The organism is Exiguobacterium sp. BRG2 (assembly GCF_031844245.1).
GTDB lineage: Bacteria > Bacillota > Bacilli > Exiguobacteriales > Exiguobacteriaceae > Exiguobacterium_A.
In genome coordinates, this window is record NZ_JAUZUW010000016.1 from 25,416 (window position 1) to 41,394 (window position 15,979).

Below are 15,979 nucleotides of genomic sequence, written 5' to 3' on the forward strand. Positions count from 1 at the left end.
GAAAGAGGAGGGATGATATGCCAACACCGCTCGAATCAGGGCGTCAAACGCCAAAGATCAAGCCGCTCAATGACCGTAAGAAGCAATTGAGTCAGAATGCTATTGAAAACCGTCGACGTCTCAAAAATCGCTTTTTCTTGTGTCTGACCGTCTTTTTGCTCATCTTTTCCCTCATGGGGTGGTCATACATGGAAAAACGGCAATTGATCGCAGAACAAAAGCAGTCATTTCAAGTAGCTGAACAGGAGCAGACGAAAGCAAAAAAAGAGACTGCTCGTCTGAAAGAAGAAATCAATCGTCTCAATGATAAAGAATATGTGGCGAACTTAGCCCGGAGTGAGTTGCTCTATTCGAAAAAAGGGGAAACGATCTTCTACTTTTCACCTGAAGACTAATTGAAGGTTGCCGATTGATTGAAAAAAGAATTAATCACTCGTATAATAAGAAACGAATCAACTAAAAAGGAGCAATACAATTTATGTCGATTGAAGTAGGCAGCAAAGTGCAAGGGAAAGTAACAGGCATCACGAATTTTGGAGCGTTCGTTGAGTTACCAACAGGGAAAACTGGTCTTGTTCACATTAGTGAAGTGGCAGATTCTTATGTTAAGGACATCAATGATGTATTAACGGTTGGTCAAGAAATCACCGTTAAAGTCTTAAGTGTTGAAAACGATGGTAAGATTGGTCTTTCCATTAAAAAAGCCGTCGATCGTCCAGAAGGTGAACGCCCACGTCCAGCACGTCAGTTCGATCGTGGACCACGTCCAGCAGGACAAGATCGCGGACCACGTTCGTTCGATAACAAAGGACCGCGTGGAGGCGGTAATCGTGGAGGCTTCAACAAAGGTGGCCGTAATACACCACCACCGCGCAAAGAACAATCGTTCGATACGTTGATGTCTAGTTTCCTGAAAGATAGTGAAGATCGTCTTGCTACATTGAAACGTCAAACGGATTCAAAACGTGGCGGGCGCGGCGCAAAACGTCAATAACTTGCTGACCTGTTCTCTATAAGAATAGAGATGGAATGACGCCGTTCATTCCATCTTTTATTTTTTTAAAATTATTTTTATAAAAAGCGTTGACTTTCATTTGACCTGCCCGTATTATAGAAAATGTGCTTAAGACGCACGAGTTAAAAATATGGCGGTGTAGCTCAGCTGGCTAGAGCGTACGGTTCATACCCGTGAGGTCGTGGGTTCGACTCCCTCCGCCGCTACCATATTTTTTTGGCCCGTTGGTCAAGCGGTTAAGACACCGCCCTTTCACGGCGGTAACACGGGTTCGAATCCCGTACGGGTCATTCTCAAAAAGCTATCTCTATTATATAGAGATAGCTTTTTTTAGGTTTTAACGGAAAGGGGTGAAGTCGTAATGGAAGGTGTGCCGTTCGAACCGCTCCTAGTCGGAGTGTCTGGAGGATGTGACTCGATGGTACTCGTCGATCGGTTGTATCGAGAAGGGTATGACATTGCAATTGCACATGTGCATCACGGATTACGAGAAGCATCCGACGAAGAAGCACATTTTATCGAAGACTGGGCAGCAACTCGAAAGATTTCGTTTTTCATGACGCGTTTAGACTGGGCAGGACGTACGAGCTCTCAAGCAGCATGTCGTGAGGAACGGTATGCATTTTTTGAGCGCATCATGGAAGAGACCGGACGCTCGCGTCTTGTTCTCGCCCATCATCAAGATGATCAAATCGAGACGCTACTCATTCAGCTCATTCGTGGAGAAGCACAGGTTGATGGTATTCCTGTCATTCGTCCGTTTGGTAACGGTTGGTTGCATCGACCGTTACTACATGAATCGAAGCAAACATTACTCGAGTATGCGCTGCAACATGAAGTTCCGTGGCGAGAAGATGCGTCAAATGCAGAAACCAATTATTTGCGCAATCAAATCCGGCATACGATTGTTCCAACACTCCGAGAAATGCGTCCAGAGTTTGAACAAGCAACAGCAGCAGCAGCACATGCGCGACAGCAAATCATGCGTGAGCAGGCAACGTTCGTTGCGACCTATCTCGACCGGTGTAAGGAAACAAACGGAATTCCGATCGCACGTATTTTAGAATTACCGACGGATTTACAGCGGCTTGTCTTGCCGACACTAACAGGAGAAACGTTTTCTTCAGAAACGATTCGTCACTTTGTTACATGGCTTCGGGTGGATAAGGGCTCGGACGAAGTGTATTATGGAAACTGGAGGATGCGACGTGCATATGGCTTTTTAATGCAGGATCGTGTGATACGGTCAATGAATGACGATTTACCGTTTCAAGTAGGGGAGAATTTGGGAACGTATCATTATGGTGAACAAATGGTTCGCTTCTCAATCGGAAACCAAGGTATCCCGCTGGACGCGATTGCGTTCCCGTTGACGGTGCGTCCGCCACGTCCAGGAGATCGGATCCAGCTTGCGGTGGGATCGAAAAAAGTCAGTCGAATTCTGATTGACGCTAAGGTTCCGCGTTATCTCCGAAAACAGGTTCCGGTCGTCGTCGATGCAAATGGAGTGATTTTAGCCGTCATTGGACATCGAATTGCAATATTCGGGTCATTTGAACTCCTCGCAAAATCTTATTTAATGATAGAATGGTAATGTAGTGTTTATTATGGAGGAGGAATACCTAGCATGACCTTGATGAACGATATGGAAAAAGTACTGATTTCAGAAGAAGAGATCCAAAATAAAGTGGGCGAACTCGCCGGCGAATTGACAGCGGATTATCAGGATCGTTTTCCGTTGCTTGTGTGTGTCTTAAAAGGCGCGATGCCGTTCATGTCTGATCTTGTCAAAAAGATGGATATGCATCTTGAAATGGACTTCATGGACGTTTCAACGTATCACGGTGGGACAACATCAACAGGTGAAGTCAAGATTGAAAAAGATTTGAACACATCGGTAGAAGGACGCGACATCTTGATTGTCGAAGATATCATCGACAGCGGATTAACGCTTGGTTACCTCGTTGACCTCTTCAAGTACCGGAAAGCGAAGTCCGTTAAAATCGTGACATTGCTCGACAAACCGACAGGACGGAAGAATGACTTGCACGCAGATTACAGCGGCTTCGTCATTCCACACGAATTCGTCGTCGGTTATGGTCTGGATTACGAAGAGAAATACCGTAACCTTCCGTATGTAGGTGTCTTGAAACCTGCAGTCTACGGCGGCTAATTATTTTTAATCTCGTCTGTCCCATGATAAGATGAAACCAATTACAAAGCGCGCCCTGTCGCGCCAGGATTCGTATTCATCCACTAGAAAAACGAGATGGATGCGGAGAGGAGGCATAAGATGAACCGAGCAGTGAAGAATACCCTCGTGTTTGGGGTCATTTTTCTAGCTTTGATCTTGTTTCTGCAATACTTGCAGAGTCCAGTGAACAAAAGCAAAGAAATCAATTACACACAGTTTGTCGAGTCTGTTGAAAAAGGTGAAATCAAGACGGCTACCTTCCAATATGAAGGGCAGACGTATAATGTGACAGGAGATTTGCGTGAAAAAGATTCAACGTATGAGACAGTCGTACCGGCTGTTGATACGGAACTAACGGATCTCTATACGCAACTCAGAAGCCAAGGAGTCAAATTGGACTTCAAGGCAGCAGAAACGAATGGTGGTTGGATCGCGTTACTGACGACGATCGTTCCATTCATTATCATCTTCATCCTCTTCTTCTTCTTGATTAATCAAGCACAAGGTGGCGGTGGTGGCGGTCGCGTCATGAACTTCGGGAAATCGAAGGCACGCCTCTATGATACAGAGAAGAAAAAGATTACGTTTGATGATGTAGCCGGTGCAGACGAAGAGAAACAAGAACTCGTCGAAGTCGTCGAATTCTTGAAAGATCCTCGTAAATTCGCGAAACTCGGTGCCCGTATTCCGAAAGGGGTCCTTCTCGTAGGTCCTCCAGGTACAGGTAAGACGTTGCTCGCACGTGCCGCAGCTGGTGAAGCTGGCGTACCATTCTTCTCGATTTCAGGTTCTGACTTCGTTGAGATGTTCGTTGGTGTCGGGGCATCACGTGTCCGTGACTTGTTCGAAAACGCGAAGAAAAATGCACCATGTATCATCTTCATTGATGAAATCGATGCTGTTGGTCGTCAACGGGGCGCAGGTCTCGGTGGTGGACATGATGAGCGTGAGCAAACATTGAACCAACTTCTCGTTGAGATGGATGGATTCAGTGAAAACGAAGGCATCATCATGATCGCAGCAACGAACCGTGCTGATATTCTTGACCCAGCCTTACTCCGTCCAGGTCGTTTTGACCGTCAAATCACGGTTGACCGTCCAGATGTCGTCGGTCGTGAAGCAGTCTTGAAAGTTCACGCGCGGAACAAACCGCTTGATTCAACGGTTGATTTGAAAGCCATCGCACAACGGACGCCTGGATTCTCAGGTGCGGATCTTGAAAACCTTCTAAACGAAGCAGCACTTGTTGCCGCTCGTGCAGATCGTGATAAAGTCTCAATCGTTGACCTCGAAGAAGCAATTGACCGCGTCATTGCTGGACCAGCGAAGAAGAGCCGGATCATCTCGCCGAAAGAGAAAAAGATCGTCGCATGGCACGAAGCTGGACATACGATCATCGGTGTCACGCTCGACGATGCGGATGAAGTACACAAGGTAACGATCGTTCCTCGTGGTAACGCGGGCGGATATGTCGTCATGTTGCCAAAAGAAGATCGTTACTTCATGACGAAGCCGGAACTCGAAGATAAGATTACTGGATTGCTCGGTGGTCGCGTCGCAGAGGACATCGTCTTCGGAGAAGTCTCGACTGGGGCAAGCAATGACTTCCAGCGTGCGACAGGTCTTGCACGGAAAATGGTCATGGAGTTCGGAATGAGTGAAAAACTCGGACCACTTCAATTCGGATCAGGTCAAAGCGGTAACGTCTTCCTCGGCCGTGATTTCCAAAACGAACAGAATTACTCGGATGCAATCGCACACGAGATCGATACGGAAATCCAAGCGATCATCAACCGCTGTTACCAAAAAGCGAAAGATATTCTGACTGAGAAGCGCGATCAGCTCGACTTGATTGCAACGACGTTGCTTGAAGTCGAAACACTTGATCAAAAACAAATTCACCATCTCTTAGAGACAGGCGAATACAAAAAACATGAACCAGAAGCAACGACTCCAAAAGCAGAAGAGAAAGCACCGGAATCGACAGATGCAACCGTCGATCAACCGACAGAGTCTCCAACGCAAATGGGTTCAGTCGTTGACGAAGGACAAAATGTAGATACGGATACACCAGATACGCCGCGTCGCGACGATCAAGTGTAAACGGATGGAACGGATTCGATCTCGCATCGAATCCGTTCTTTTTTGTTACAGACCGAGCGAATACACATCGGTAGGTGTGACCATACGAGCATGGTATAATCACAACGTATATCATTCCGAGCGTGAAACAACGGAATATAAAAAGAAGCATGAAAATCGAGAAGAAGCGGGGAAATAAGCAAATGATTTTAGTCATCGATGTCGGAAATACGAATATCGTCTTAGGTGTCTATCAAGGACAAGAGTTGATCGAGCATTGGCGGATTGCGACAGACCGGACAAGGACGACGGACGAATACGGTATGCTCGTCAAAGCGTTATTTCGTGACGCAGAGCTAAACGTGGAAGAAATCGAGGGAATCGTGTTATCATCTGTCGTACCCCCCGTCGTGTTTCCACTAGAAAATATGTGTGTGCGTTACTTTAAACGCCGTCCGTTTTTGATTGGACCAGGAATCAAGACAGGACTCGATTTAAAAGTCGATAATCCACGGGAAGTGGGAGCCGATCGAATCGTCAATGCAGTAGCGGCGACGGCGAAATACGAGGGACCGATGATCATCGTCGATTTTGGAACAGCGACGACGTACTGTTACATCGATGCACAAAAACGGTATTACGGCGGCATCATCTCACCGGGTGTGATGGTTGCGACCGAGGCACTCTATAATAAGGCAGCAAAATTGCCGCGAATTGAAATTGCGAAACCGCAGTCAACCATCGGACGAAATACGATCCATGCGATGCAATCGGGTACGTATTTCGGATATGTGGCGCAGGTGGACGGACTCGTTCACCGGATGAAAGAAGAAATGGGTGAAGCGAAGGTCATTGCGACCGGTGGTTTAGCCCGACTAATCAGCGAGGAATCCACGATGATTGAGATCGTCGATCCATTCTTGACGTTAGATGGATTACGGATTATCTACGAACGAAATAAGTGAGGGATTAAGATGAAACGGGAAGAATTATTAGCACAATTAAAAGATGACTATTTAGTACGGGCGTTAGGCTTCAACGGAGAAGTTCGTGCATTTGCGATACGTTCGACAAAAACGGTCTATGAAGCACAACTTCGTCACCAGACGACACCGGTCGTCACGGCAGCGCTCGGTCGGACACTAACAATCGGCGCGATGATGGGTACGATGCAAAAAGGCGATACACGTGTCACATTGAAAGTCGAAGGCGATGGACCAATCGGAAAAATCATCGTCGATGCCGATGCAAAAGGGGTCGTTCGTGGATATGTCAGTCGTCCCCGCGTCGAGATGGATACGTACGTCAATGCAGACGGTCTGACGAAATTAAAAGTCGGTGAAGCGGTCGGTCGCGGAAACATCTCTGTCATCAAGGATCTCGGGTTGCGTGACTTTGTCGGAGGTCAATCTCCGATTCAAACCGGTGAGATCAGCGAAGACTTCACGTATTACTTCGCTGTATCGGAACAAAGTCCATCAGTCGTTGGAGCTGGCGTTCTCGTTTACCCAGAAGACGAATCGGTCATTGCAGCAGGTGGGTTGATCGTTCAATTGATGCCGGGTGCATCGGAAGAGACGATCGCAGCGCTTGAAAAACGTGTCGGAGCTCTTAAACCAATCTCCATTCTCGTCGGTGAGGAAAAAACACCCGAAGAAATGTTAGAACTCGTTCTCGGTGACTACGAACATCTTGATACGATTCCGGTGTCATTCGAATGTACATGTGACCGCGACAAATTAGCAACAGCGATTATTGCCCTTGGACCAGATGAGATTCAAGCGATGATTGATGAAGATGGTGGCGCGGAAGCTGTTTGTCACTTCTGTTCAGAGCATTACCACTATGATGTTCCAGAATTAGAGGAACTTCGCGAAAAATCACTTGAAAGAGCATAAGAGGGATCCGATATGGGGAATGTACAACCTAAGTACTTGTGGATGTTGATCTTCATCTTATTGTTGACGAATTTCATGACCGGCGCTTATGCCTTCATGGGTGAGCTCCCTAAGGTCGATTCTCCTAAAATCGTTCAGGACAGCATTGGCGGTCCGCTTGAGGATGTCATCGCCGAAGTCGGTGATGAAAAAATCACCCGAGCAATGGTCTATCAGACGATGCGAACGGAACAAGAGAAGCAGACAATCGATCGTTTGATTCAAGAAGCGGTCGAGCGCCAGACAAAGGATGGAAAAAAGCCGGAAGTTAAACGCTTTGATTGACAGATTTCATCCAGTCCGCTGATAATTAATCTATCGGATTACTTGGAATTCAAGCGGTTCACTAATGAGGAGGAATGGTCATGCGTATTGCGAATTCAGTATTAGATTTAGTCGGTCGGACACCGATCGTCAAGTTACATCATCTAACGGGTCCTGAGGATGCAGATGTATATCTGAAACTGGAGTACATGAACCCTGGATCTAGCGTAAAAGACCGGATCGCGTTATCAATGATTGAAGCGGCAGAAGAAGCAGGTCAACTTAAAGAGGGAGATACGATCATCGAGCCGACGAGTGGGAACACGGGTATTGGACTAGCGATGGTCGCTTCGGCGAAGGGATACCGTTCCATCCTCGTCATGCCGGAAACAATGAGCATGGAACGTCGGACGTTGCTTCGCGCCTATGGTGCGGAATTGATTTTGACGCCAGGTCCTGAAGGGATGAAGGGTGCGATCGCTCGCGCGACAGCGGAAGCGGAAGAGCACGGTTACTTCATGCCTCAACAATTCAATAACGGTGCCAATCCAGTCGTGCATGAAAAAACGACAGGTCCTGAAATCGTCGAAGCGTTCGAAGGTATGCAACTCGATGCGTTCATCGCGGGAATCGGAACCGGTGGGACGATCACGGGTGCTGGTAAAGTGTTGCGCGATGCTTTCCAAGGCATTGAAATCATTGCTGTTGAACCAACGGATTCACCGGTCTTATCAGGTGGTAAACCGGGGCCGCATAAACTGCAAGGTATCGGTGCTGGATTCGTACCGTCGATTCTCGATACAGATATTTATGATGGTGTCGAGCAAATCACGACGGAAGAAGCATTTGATCACGCACGCCGAGCAGCGAAGACGAACGGTGTCTTAGGCGGTATCTCGTCAGGTGCTGCGATTGCAGCGGCGCTCAAGACGGCAAAACGTCTCGGTAAAGGAAAAAATGTCCTCGCGATCATTCCTTCAAACGGTGAGCGGTACTTAAGTACACCGCTGTATCAAGTCGAGGAAGAAGCAGATCAATCGAAGTAATCCATCATACGTACACGGAAGTCATTCGGCTTCCGTGTACTTTTTTGCGTATAATGAGAGCAGAATAGTGTGAAGTGGGGGACGCGTATGCGACAGACGAAATATAAAGCAATACCATGGACGAAAGAACAATTCTACAATCGGTATGTCGAACAGACGATTGGAACAACAGGACACGTCTGGCTCGAAAGCGGTCGAATCGGACGGTATACGATGGCGGCGACTCGTCCTGTCGGATACCTCCGGACAAAGGACGGGATGACGACGATTGAGACAGATGGAAAAGTCGAGACGTCGACGGCAAACCCGTTTGATCTACTCGAACGACTCCGCGTCGAACGTGAATCCATCCGACCGAATGGAATGCCGCCATTCTTTGGTGGATTTGCCGGATATGTCAGTTATGATGCTGTCCGTTATTTAGAAAAGCTACCGGAGCAAGCGATGGATGATCTACAAACACCTGATTTATCGTTCTACTGGTACGATGAAGTTGCCGTGTTTGATGAGGAAACGAAGCAATTGTTCATTGCCGTGACGCGAGACACAGCAGAGGAAGCGACACAGATTCTTGAAGAAGAAGTCGCGCGTTGGTGCGTCAAGACAAATAGACCGCAGTTTACAACAACCGGTTCATCCGGCGAGCGAGAACGAGCTTTCGGACAGGAAGCGTTCATGACAGCGGCACACCGGATTAAATCGTATATTGAGGATGGTGACGTCTTCCAAGTCAATTTGTCCGTCCGCCAACAAGAACCGCTTGGGACGACAGCGGAACATCTGTATGATGTATTACGACAAATTAATCCTTCTCCATACATGGGTTACTTCGCAGATGAGGATTTAACACTTGTGTCCGCCTCACCTGAGTTGCTCGTCGAAAAAATCGGTGATGCGTTAGCGACACGCCCGATTGCGGGAACACGACCACGCGGGAAGGATGAAGCAGAGGATTTACGACTCGCGAAAACCTTACTGGATAACGAAAAAGAACGGGCAGAGCATGTGATGCTCGTTGATTTAGAGCGGAATGATTTAGGGCGCGTTAGTCGTTATGGTACGGTTCATGTCGATGAGCTGATGGTGATCGAGAAATACTCCCACGTGCAACATATCGTCTCAAACGTCAGAGGGGAAGTGGCTTCGGAACACTCCGGGAGTCAAGTGCTCGCTGCAATGTTCCCAGGTGGGACGATCACCGGCGCGCCAAAAATCCGGACGATGGAAATCATTGAAGAACTGGAACCAGTTCGGCGCGGCATCTACACTGGATCGCTTGGCTTCATCAGTTGGGCGGATGATGTCATCTTTAATATCTTGATTCGGACACTCGTCGCAAAAGACGGGATGGCATATGTTCAAGCAGGTGCTGGAGTCGTCACGGATTCGGATGCGGCACGTGAATATGAGGAGTCACTCAGTAAGGCCAAAGCGTTATGGGTGACAAAAGAAACGGCGGAGGGAACACGATGATTGTATTGATTGATAACTATGATTCCTTTACGTATAACTTAGTCCAGTATTTCGGCGAACTTGGACAAGACATCCGGGTATTTCGCAACGACGCGATTACGCTTGCGGAAATCGAAGCGTTGCAACCCGATCATCTCGTCATCTCACCGGGTCCCTGTACACCGAATGAAGCGGGGATCAGTCTAGAGGCGATTGCTTACTTCGCTGGGAAGGTGCCGATACTAGGGGTCTGCTTAGGTCATCAAGCGATTGGACAAGTATTCGGTGGTAAAGTCGTCCGTGCGAAGGAGCTGATGCACGGAAAAGTCTCGCCACTGACGCATGACGGACAAGGCATCTTTGAACGGATTCCACAAGCGACACCGGTGACGCGTTACCATTCACTTGTCGTTGAACGTAAGACATTCCCGGAAGTACTCGAAGTGACAGCGGAAGCCGGCGGAGAGATCATGGCACTCCGTCACCGGACGTTGCCGATTTTAGGTGTCCAGTTCCACCCGGAAGCGATTTTGACACGAGACGGTAAACAGATGTTAAAAAATTTCTTGGAGTTGACGCATTATGTATCTCTGGCATGACGGAATCATCAAACGAGAAGAAGAGATAAGAATCTCCCCACTCGATCACGGATTCGTCTACGGGATGGGTGTATTCGAGACGTTTCGGACGTATAACGGACATCCGTTTTTGTTCGATGATCATATTGAACGCTTACAGATGAGTTGTGTCGCACTCGGGATCCAGCTAGCATATGACCGGGAAGCCTTACGACAAGCGATCCAAGATTTATATGACGCACATGGGGCGAACGATTTATACATTCGCTTGAACGTCTCGGCCGGTCCACGCGAGATCGGGTTATCAATCGATCCTTACGATACGCCGACCGTGTTGATCTATGCGAAACCAATCGCTCCGCGGAAACGGGCGGAACGTGCACTCGAGACGATTCGTTTACCGCGCAGTACACCGGAGACGACATACCGCTTGAAGTCACATCATTACATGAACAATCTACTGGCGAAACGCCAATTGTTCAATCCGGAAGCAGAAGGGTTGTTCTTAACGAAGGAAGGTCATGTCTGTGAGGGCATTACGTCAAACATCTTTTGGCGTTACGGAAGTACATGGTATACATCATCGCTTGAAACTGGTGCACTGAACGGGATTACCCGTCAGTTTTTGATGCAACACCTACCAGTCGAAGAACGCCTGGCGTATTTACCACAGCTCGAAGAAGCAGATGAGATCATCTATACGAATTCCGTTCAGGAAGCGGTCGCCATTTCGGCACTTGACGGACGCCCTTTCCCTGGAATCAATGGAATAGGATATGCACAACTCATGACGCTGTTCGATCAATCCGTCGAACAGGTGACGACAAGGAGGGAACAACGATGACTTACATCATGGGTATCTTGAACGTGACACCGGACTCCTTTTCGGACGGTGGACAATATGTCGATGTCGAGCAAGCGATACGGCAAGCACGTCAGCTCGTTGCGGATGGAGCAGATGCAATCGATATCGGTGGAGAATCGACACGACCAGGTGCAGCATTCGTATCAGTCGAAGAAGAACTCGCCCGTGTCTTACCGATCATTAAACGCATCAAACGAGAGCTGAACGTCCTCGTGTCGATCGATACGTACAAACCGGTCGTCGCAGAAGCTGCTATTGAAGCGGGAGCAGATATCATTAACGATGTTTGGGGCTCGAAGTGGGGCGATCGTTCGATGGTCAACGTCGCAGCGCGATACAGTGTACCGATCATTTTGATGCATAACCGGGAGACGGCGCACGGGGCAGATATGCTTGCAGAAGTCCGAGCAGACCTTGAGGAATCGATTCGGTTAGCGAAACAGGCAGGTGTAGCGGAAGAGCACATTTGGCTCGACCCGGGGATTGGATTCATGAAGACGCATGAAGAGAACTTGTACCTGATGCGTCATCTATCGATCGTAACGGACTTCGGGTATCCCGTTTTACTTGGGACGTCCCGTAAATCGATGATTGGTCTCGCGCTCGGATTACCGACGGAAGAACGACTTGAAGGAACGATTGCGACGGTGTGCTACGGGATTCAACAAGGATGTGACTGGATGCGTGTGCATGACGTCAAAGAAGTCAAACGGGCAGCACAGATGATGGACATCATGTTGGCTGCGACGAAGGGGGAATAACGGTGGATCGAATTCATGTAACAGGCATGCGTTTTTATGGGTATCACGGTGTATTTGCAGAAGAGACGAAACTCGGTCAACGCTTTAATGTCGACTTATCGATCGGACTTGCATTGGCAGAAGCCGGTCGGACGGATGATTTAACGAAAAGTGTCAATTACGCCGAATTGTATGAAGCGACGAAACGTGTCGTCGAAGGAGAACCGCTCCAACTCGTCGAAGCCTTGGCGGATCGTATTGCAAAAGCAGTCTTTGCGTTAGACGAACGAATTCAAGAAGCGTCGATCAAAGTCATCAAGCCGGATCCGCCGATTGCTGGTCATTATGAACATGTGGCGGTCGAGATCAATCGACTCCGGGGGGACTATGCATGAAGCAAGCTTACATTGCACTCGGCTCGAACATCGGCGATAAGGCGGCTCACTTAAGAGCAGCGATTGCTCGCCTGAGAGCATTACCGTCTGTTCATGATGTAAAGGTCTCTTCCATTTATGAAACCGTACCTGTCGGGTATCTCGAGCAGGATTTATTTTATAATATGGTCGTCGCGATTCAAACAACGGACGAGGCAGAGGTCTTACTTGGACGACTGCAGGAAATCGAACAGCTAGAAGGGCGCGAGCGTCTGTTCAAAAATGGACCGCGGACGCTTGATTTAGATATTTTGTTATATGGGGGAGAACGTATTGACCTTGAAGGATTAACCGTTCCGCATCCGCGGATGCAAGAGCGGGCATTCGTCCTCGCGCCATTACTTGAACTGGCAGCAACATGCGTCATACCTGGTCTTGGGCAAAGTGTCGAGCAATTGTACCAGCAGTTACCGGAGACAGAACGAAACGGTGTGCGACGCTTAGGTGATCTTTTAGAAGCGGAGGAACAATAATGGAATTTAACATTGGTGATGTCAAATTGAAGAATCAAGTCATCTTGGCACCGATGGCAGGCGTCTGTAATCCGGCGTTTCGGTTAATCGCAAAAGAATTCGGTGCAGGACTCGTCTGTGCGGAGATGGTCAGCGATAAAGGGATCTTGTACGAGAACGAACGGACGCTACAGATGCTGTACGTGGATGAGCGGGAAAAACCGCTCAGTCTTCAAATCTATGGTGGTTCAAAGGAGACACTCGTTCAAGCAGCGCGATATGTCGAAGCGAATACGAATGCCGACATCATTGATATCAATATGGGGTGTCCTGTCCCGAAAGTCACGAAAAGTGATGCTGGAGCGAAATGGTTGCTTGATCCGGATAAGGTCTATGAGATGGTCCATGCGGTGACACAAGCAATCGATAAACCGGTGACGGTCAAGATGCGGACCGGCTGGGACAGTCATCACATCTATTGTGTCGATAATGTCAAAGCGGCAGAAGCAGGTGGCGCGAAGGCTGTTGCCATTCACGGACGGACACGTTCACAAAAATATGAAGGGGTCGCAGACTGGAACATCATCGGTGAAGCAAAAAAAGCGGTCAATATTCCAATCATCGGGAACGGGGATGTTCAGACTCCGCAAGATGCAAAACGGATGATTGATGAGATCGGCGTCGACGGTGTCATGATCGGACGGGCCGCTCTCGGAAACCCATGGATGTTGTATCAGACGATCCAGTATCTCGAATCAGGAACGCTTCCGGCAGAACCGACGGCGCGCGAGAAGATTGATATTTGTCTCTTGCACGCCACACGACTAGTCGCGCTAAAGGGAGAAGAACTCGCCGTGCGCGAAATGCGGACACATGTCGCCTGGTACTTGAAAGGAATGAAGGGGAACGGTCGCGTTCGCAATGCGTTATTCAATATCGACACACACGCGGGACTCGTTGAACTGCTACAGCAGTACTTACAGACACTCGAAGAAGACGTAGCATATGCCTAACAGGTAAAGTATAGTCGGACAGAGTCGTTTTGTGGTACGCTAGTTGCATTGAAGATGAGCGTATCGGTTTTCTAAAAGGGCTGTCGGTCATTCCGACAGCTTTTTATTCGAGAGAATCGTCGTGAACCATTATTAAAAGGAGTGAAGACAGTGAGTCAGGATATGGAAATGAACGATCAAATGCAGGTGCGTCTCGGTAAGATGAACGCCATGCGTGAACAAGGTCTCGATCCATTCGGCGCACGTTTTGAACGTTCGACGGATACCGCGAGCATTCGTGCATCGTTTGGTGAACATACAAAAGAAGAGTTGGCTGAACTAAAACCGGAAGTTGCTATCGCGGGTCGTGTCATGACGACACGTCGTAAAGGGAAGGTTGGTTTTACGAACGTTCAGGATGTACAAGGTCAAATTCAGTTGTATGTCCGTAAAGATGATGTCGGTGAAGAGGCGTATGAGATCTATAAGACATGTGACTTAGGTGACATCGTCGGGATCCAAGGATACGTGTTCAAGACGAATGTTGGTGAACTCTCTGTTCATGTCACAGCATTTACGTTATTGACAAAAGCGTTACGTCCGCTTCCGGATAAATATCATGGATTAAAGGATATCGAGCAACGCTACCGTCAGCGCTATCTCGACCTTATTACGAACCAAGAATCACGTGAGACATTCATCGCCCGTAGTAAAGTCATTCGTGGAATCCGTCAATATCTTGATAACCTCGGATACTTGGAAGTCGAAACACCAATGTTGCATACGATCGCGGGTGGAGCATCGGCGCGTCCGTTCATCACGCATCATAATGCACTCGACATGACGCTTTACATGCGGATTGCGATTGAGCTTCATTTGAAACGTTTGATTGTCGGTGGACTTGAGAAAGTCTACGAAATCGGTCGTGTATTCCGTAATGAAGGAATCTCAACACGTCATAACCCAGAGTTTACGATGATCGAACTCTATGAAGCGTATGCGGATTATAAAGACATCATGAACTTAACAGAGAATCTGATTGCTCACGTCGCACAAGAAGTACTCGGTACGACACAAGTCACTTACGGAGAAGACGTCATCGATTTATCTGTCGGTTGGAAACGAGCGCACATGGTCGATCTCGTTAAAGAAGCAACAGGTGTCGACTTCTTCGAACAGATTTCAAACGAACGTGCCCTTGAACTCGCGCATGAACACGGTGTTGAAGTCCAGTCGCACATGACGACGGGACATATCTTGAATGAGTTCTTCGAACAAAAAGTAGAAGAAACACTCGTTCAACCAACATTCGTCTATGGTCATCCTGTTGAAGTATCACCACTTGCGAAGAAAAATCCAGAGGATCCACGCTTTACGGATCGCTTTGAATTATTCATCGTCCGTCGTGAACATGCGAATGCCTTCACGGAATTGAACGATCCAATCGATCAACGTGAACGTTTCGAAGCACAACTCGTCGAAAAAGAAGCAGGAAACGACGAAGCACATGAAATGGATACAGACTTCATTGAAGCACTCGAGTACGGTATGCCGCCAACGGGTGGTCTTGGAATCGGGATCGATCGTCTCGTCATGTTGTTGACGAATGCGCCATCGATTCGTGATGTATTACTCTTCCCAACAATGCGTCACCAACAAAATTAATGAGTAGAGCTCCGTTTCTTCTATAGCTTATAGAAGGAACGGAGCGTTCTTTTTGAAGTCAATGTAGGGATAAACGAGTCAAAAAACGGGTAAATAAAAGTTTTTAAATGTTTTTCTAATAAAATGCTTGTACGATTCAAAAAGCCATGGTATATTACTTCTTGTGCCGCGAATGGTCGTGACACACAAAAATAAATATCAAAAAAGTTGTTGACAATCGGGTTGATAACTTGTTAAGATATTAAAGTCGCTGAAAACGACAC

The 15,979-nt window shown here is 47.8% G+C and carries 17 protein-coding genes and 2 tRNA genes; all 19 read left to right on the plus strand.

What is annotated here, in order from left to right; translation table 11 throughout:
• Nucleotides 1–17: 17 nt before the first annotated feature.
• The 19 genes from Q9R23_RS15255 to lysS all read left to right on the plus strand — a co-directional run bounded on the left by Q9R23_RS15255 (nt 18) and on the right by lysS (nt 15,716).
• A complete protein-coding gene (locus Q9R23_RS15255) occupies nt 18–395 on the plus strand; it encodes an FtsB family cell division protein (protein WP_035413247.1) in 378 nt (125 codons plus the stop codon).
• A gap of 83 nt (nt 396–478) precedes the next feature.
• Nucleotides 479–994: a S1 domain-containing RNA-binding protein gene (locus Q9R23_RS15260; RefSeq protein WP_035413250.1), complete on the plus strand. Its 516-nt coding sequence runs from the start codon at nt 479–481 to the stop codon at nt 992–994.
• 153 nt (nt 995–1,147) lie between these two features.
• Nucleotides 1,148–1,224, plus strand: a tRNA-Met gene (locus Q9R23_RS15265).
• Nucleotides 1,225–1,233: 9 nt separating this feature from the next.
• Nucleotides 1,234–1,305 (plus strand) — tRNA-Glu (locus Q9R23_RS15270).
• A gap of 71 nt (nt 1,306–1,376) precedes the next feature.
• Nucleotides 1,377–2,609, plus strand: coding sequence for a tRNA lysidine(34) synthetase TilS (tilS, locus tag Q9R23_RS15275; RefSeq protein WP_214856848.1), 1,233 nt, complete (start codon nt 1,377–1,379; stop codon nt 2,607–2,609).
• A 33-nt stretch (nt 2,610–2,642) separates the two neighbouring features.
• Nucleotides 2,643–3,188 carry a hypoxanthine phosphoribosyltransferase gene (hpt, locus tag Q9R23_RS15280; RefSeq protein ID WP_311247386.1) on the plus strand — a complete coding sequence of 182 codons (546 nt, stop codon included), beginning with the start codon at nt 2,643–2,645 and terminating at the stop codon, nt 3,186–3,188.
• 120 nt (nt 3,189–3,308) lie between these two features.
• Nucleotides 3,309–5,312, plus strand: a complete 2,004-nt coding sequence (gene ftsH, locus Q9R23_RS15285; RefSeq protein ID WP_214856849.1) for an ATP-dependent zinc metalloprotease FtsH — start codon at nt 3,309–3,311, stop codon at nt 5,310–5,312.
• A 182-nt stretch (nt 5,313–5,494) separates the two neighbouring features.
• Complete coding sequence (locus tag Q9R23_RS15290; RefSeq protein ID WP_035413293.1) at nt 5,495–6,256, plus strand: type III pantothenate kinase; 762 nt, start codon at nt 5,495–5,497, stop codon at nt 6,254–6,256.
• A 9-nt stretch (nt 6,257–6,265) separates the two neighbouring features.
• Nucleotides 6,266–7,189 carry an Hsp33 family molecular chaperone HslO gene (hslO, locus tag Q9R23_RS15295; protein WP_023466563.1) on the plus strand — a complete coding sequence of 308 codons (924 nt, stop codon included), beginning with the start codon at nt 6,266–6,268 and terminating at the stop codon, nt 7,187–7,189.
• A 12-nt stretch (nt 7,190–7,201) separates the two neighbouring features.
• Nucleotides 7,202–7,513 (plus strand): hypothetical protein, encoded by a 312-nt coding sequence (locus Q9R23_RS15300; protein ID WP_035413262.1) that lies wholly within the window; start codon nt 7,202–7,204, stop codon nt 7,511–7,513.
• Between the two features lie 80 nt (nt 7,514–7,593).
• Complete coding sequence (gene cysK / locus Q9R23_RS15305) at nt 7,594–8,538, plus strand: cysteine synthase A (protein ID WP_056062013.1); 945 nt, start codon at nt 7,594–7,596, stop codon at nt 8,536–8,538.
• Between the two features lie 87 nt (nt 8,539–8,625).
• Complete coding sequence (locus tag Q9R23_RS15310) at nt 8,626–10,011, plus strand: anthranilate synthase component I family protein (RefSeq protein ID WP_311247387.1); 1,386 nt, start codon at nt 8,626–8,628, stop codon at nt 10,009–10,011.
• Nucleotides 10,008–10,589, plus strand: a complete 582-nt coding sequence (locus Q9R23_RS15315; protein ID WP_035413271.1) for an anthranilate synthase component II — start codon at nt 10,008–10,010, stop codon at nt 10,587–10,589. The genes Q9R23_RS15310 and Q9R23_RS15315 overlap by 4 nt, the downstream gene beginning before the upstream one ends.
• Entirely contained in the window at nt 10,573–11,412 is an 840-nt protein-coding gene (locus tag Q9R23_RS15320; RefSeq protein WP_311247388.1) for an aminotransferase class IV, read from the plus strand. The genes Q9R23_RS15315 and Q9R23_RS15320 overlap by 17 nt, the downstream gene beginning before the upstream one ends.
• Nucleotides 11,409–12,194, plus strand: a complete 786-nt coding sequence (gene folP, locus Q9R23_RS15325) for a dihydropteroate synthase (RefSeq protein WP_214856854.1) — start codon at nt 11,409–11,411, stop codon at nt 12,192–12,194. The genes Q9R23_RS15320 and folP overlap by 4 nt, the downstream gene beginning before the upstream one ends.
• A 2-nt stretch (nt 12,195–12,196) precedes the next feature.
• Nucleotides 12,197–12,568 carry a dihydroneopterin aldolase gene (folB, locus tag Q9R23_RS15330; RefSeq protein ID WP_214856855.1) on the plus strand — a complete coding sequence of 124 codons (372 nt, stop codon included), beginning with the start codon at nt 12,197–12,199 and terminating at the stop codon, nt 12,566–12,568.
• Entirely contained in the window at nt 12,565–13,080 is a 516-nt protein-coding gene (gene folK, locus Q9R23_RS15335) for a 2-amino-4-hydroxy-6-hydroxymethyldihydropteridine diphosphokinase (RefSeq protein ID WP_311247389.1), read from the plus strand. The genes folB and folK overlap by 4 nt, the downstream gene beginning before the upstream one ends.
• A complete protein-coding gene (gene dusB / locus Q9R23_RS15340) occupies nt 13,080–14,072 on the plus strand; it encodes a tRNA dihydrouridine synthase DusB (RefSeq protein ID WP_023466575.1) in 993 nt (330 codons plus the stop codon). Before folK ends, dusB begins: the two co-directional genes overlap by 1 nt.
• Nucleotides 14,073–14,234: 162 nt before the next feature.
• Nucleotides 14,235–15,716, plus strand: a complete 1,482-nt coding sequence (lysS, locus tag Q9R23_RS15345) for a lysine--tRNA ligase (protein ID WP_087682563.1) — start codon at nt 14,235–14,237, stop codon at nt 15,714–15,716.
• The last annotated feature ends 263 nt before the right edge of the window (nt 15,717–15,979 follow it).

Bases quoted from the DNA above. Each gene is read 5' to 3' on its own strand.
- Q9R23_RS15320 (WP_311247388.1), top strand. From the start codon at position 10,573: ATGTATCTCTGGCATGACGGAATCATCAAACGAGAAGAAGAGATAAGA.
- dusB (WP_023466575.1), top strand. From the start codon at position 13,080: ATGGAATTTAACATTGGTGATGTCAAATTGAAGAATCAAGTCATCTTG.
- Q9R23_RS15315 (WP_035413271.1), top strand. From the start codon at position 10,008: ATGATTGTATTGATTGATAACTATGATTCCTTTACGTATAACTTAGTC.
- folK (WP_311247389.1), top strand. From the start codon at position 12,565: ATGAAGCAAGCTTACATTGCACTCGGCTCGAACATCGGCGATAAGGCG.
- folP (WP_214856854.1), top strand. From the start codon at position 11,409: ATGACTTACATCATGGGTATCTTGAACGTGACACCGGACTCCTTTTCG.
- Q9R23_RS15255 (WP_035413247.1), top strand. From the start codon at position 18: ATGCCAACACCGCTCGAATCAGGGCGTCAAACGCCAAAGATCAAGCCG.
- hslO (WP_023466563.1), top strand. From the start codon at position 6,266: ATGAAACGGGAAGAATTATTAGCACAATTAAAAGATGACTATTTAGTA.
- hpt (WP_311247386.1), top strand. From the start codon at position 2,643: ATGACCTTGATGAACGATATGGAAAAAGTACTGATTTCAGAAGAAGAG.
- ftsH (WP_214856849.1), top strand. From the start codon at position 3,309: ATGAACCGAGCAGTGAAGAATACCCTCGTGTTTGGGGTCATTTTTCTA.
- tilS (WP_214856848.1), top strand. From the start codon at position 1,377: ATGGAAGGTGTGCCGTTCGAACCGCTCCTAGTCGGAGTGTCTGGAGGA.
- Q9R23_RS15310 (WP_311247387.1), top strand. From the start codon at position 8,626: ATGCGACAGACGAAATATAAAGCAATACCATGGACGAAAGAACAATTC.
- lysS (WP_087682563.1), top strand. From the start codon at position 14,235: ATGGAAATGAACGATCAAATGCAGGTGCGTCTCGGTAAGATGAACGCC.
- cysK (WP_056062013.1), top strand. From the start codon at position 7,594: ATGCGTATTGCGAATTCAGTATTAGATTTAGTCGGTCGGACACCGATC.
- Q9R23_RS15300 (WP_035413262.1), top strand. From the start codon at position 7,202: ATGGGGAATGTACAACCTAAGTACTTGTGGATGTTGATCTTCATCTTA.
- Q9R23_RS15260 (WP_035413250.1), top strand. From the start codon at position 479: ATGTCGATTGAAGTAGGCAGCAAAGTGCAAGGGAAAGTAACAGGCATC.
- Q9R23_RS15290 (WP_035413293.1), top strand. From the start codon at position 5,495: ATGATTTTAGTCATCGATGTCGGAAATACGAATATCGTCTTAGGTGTC.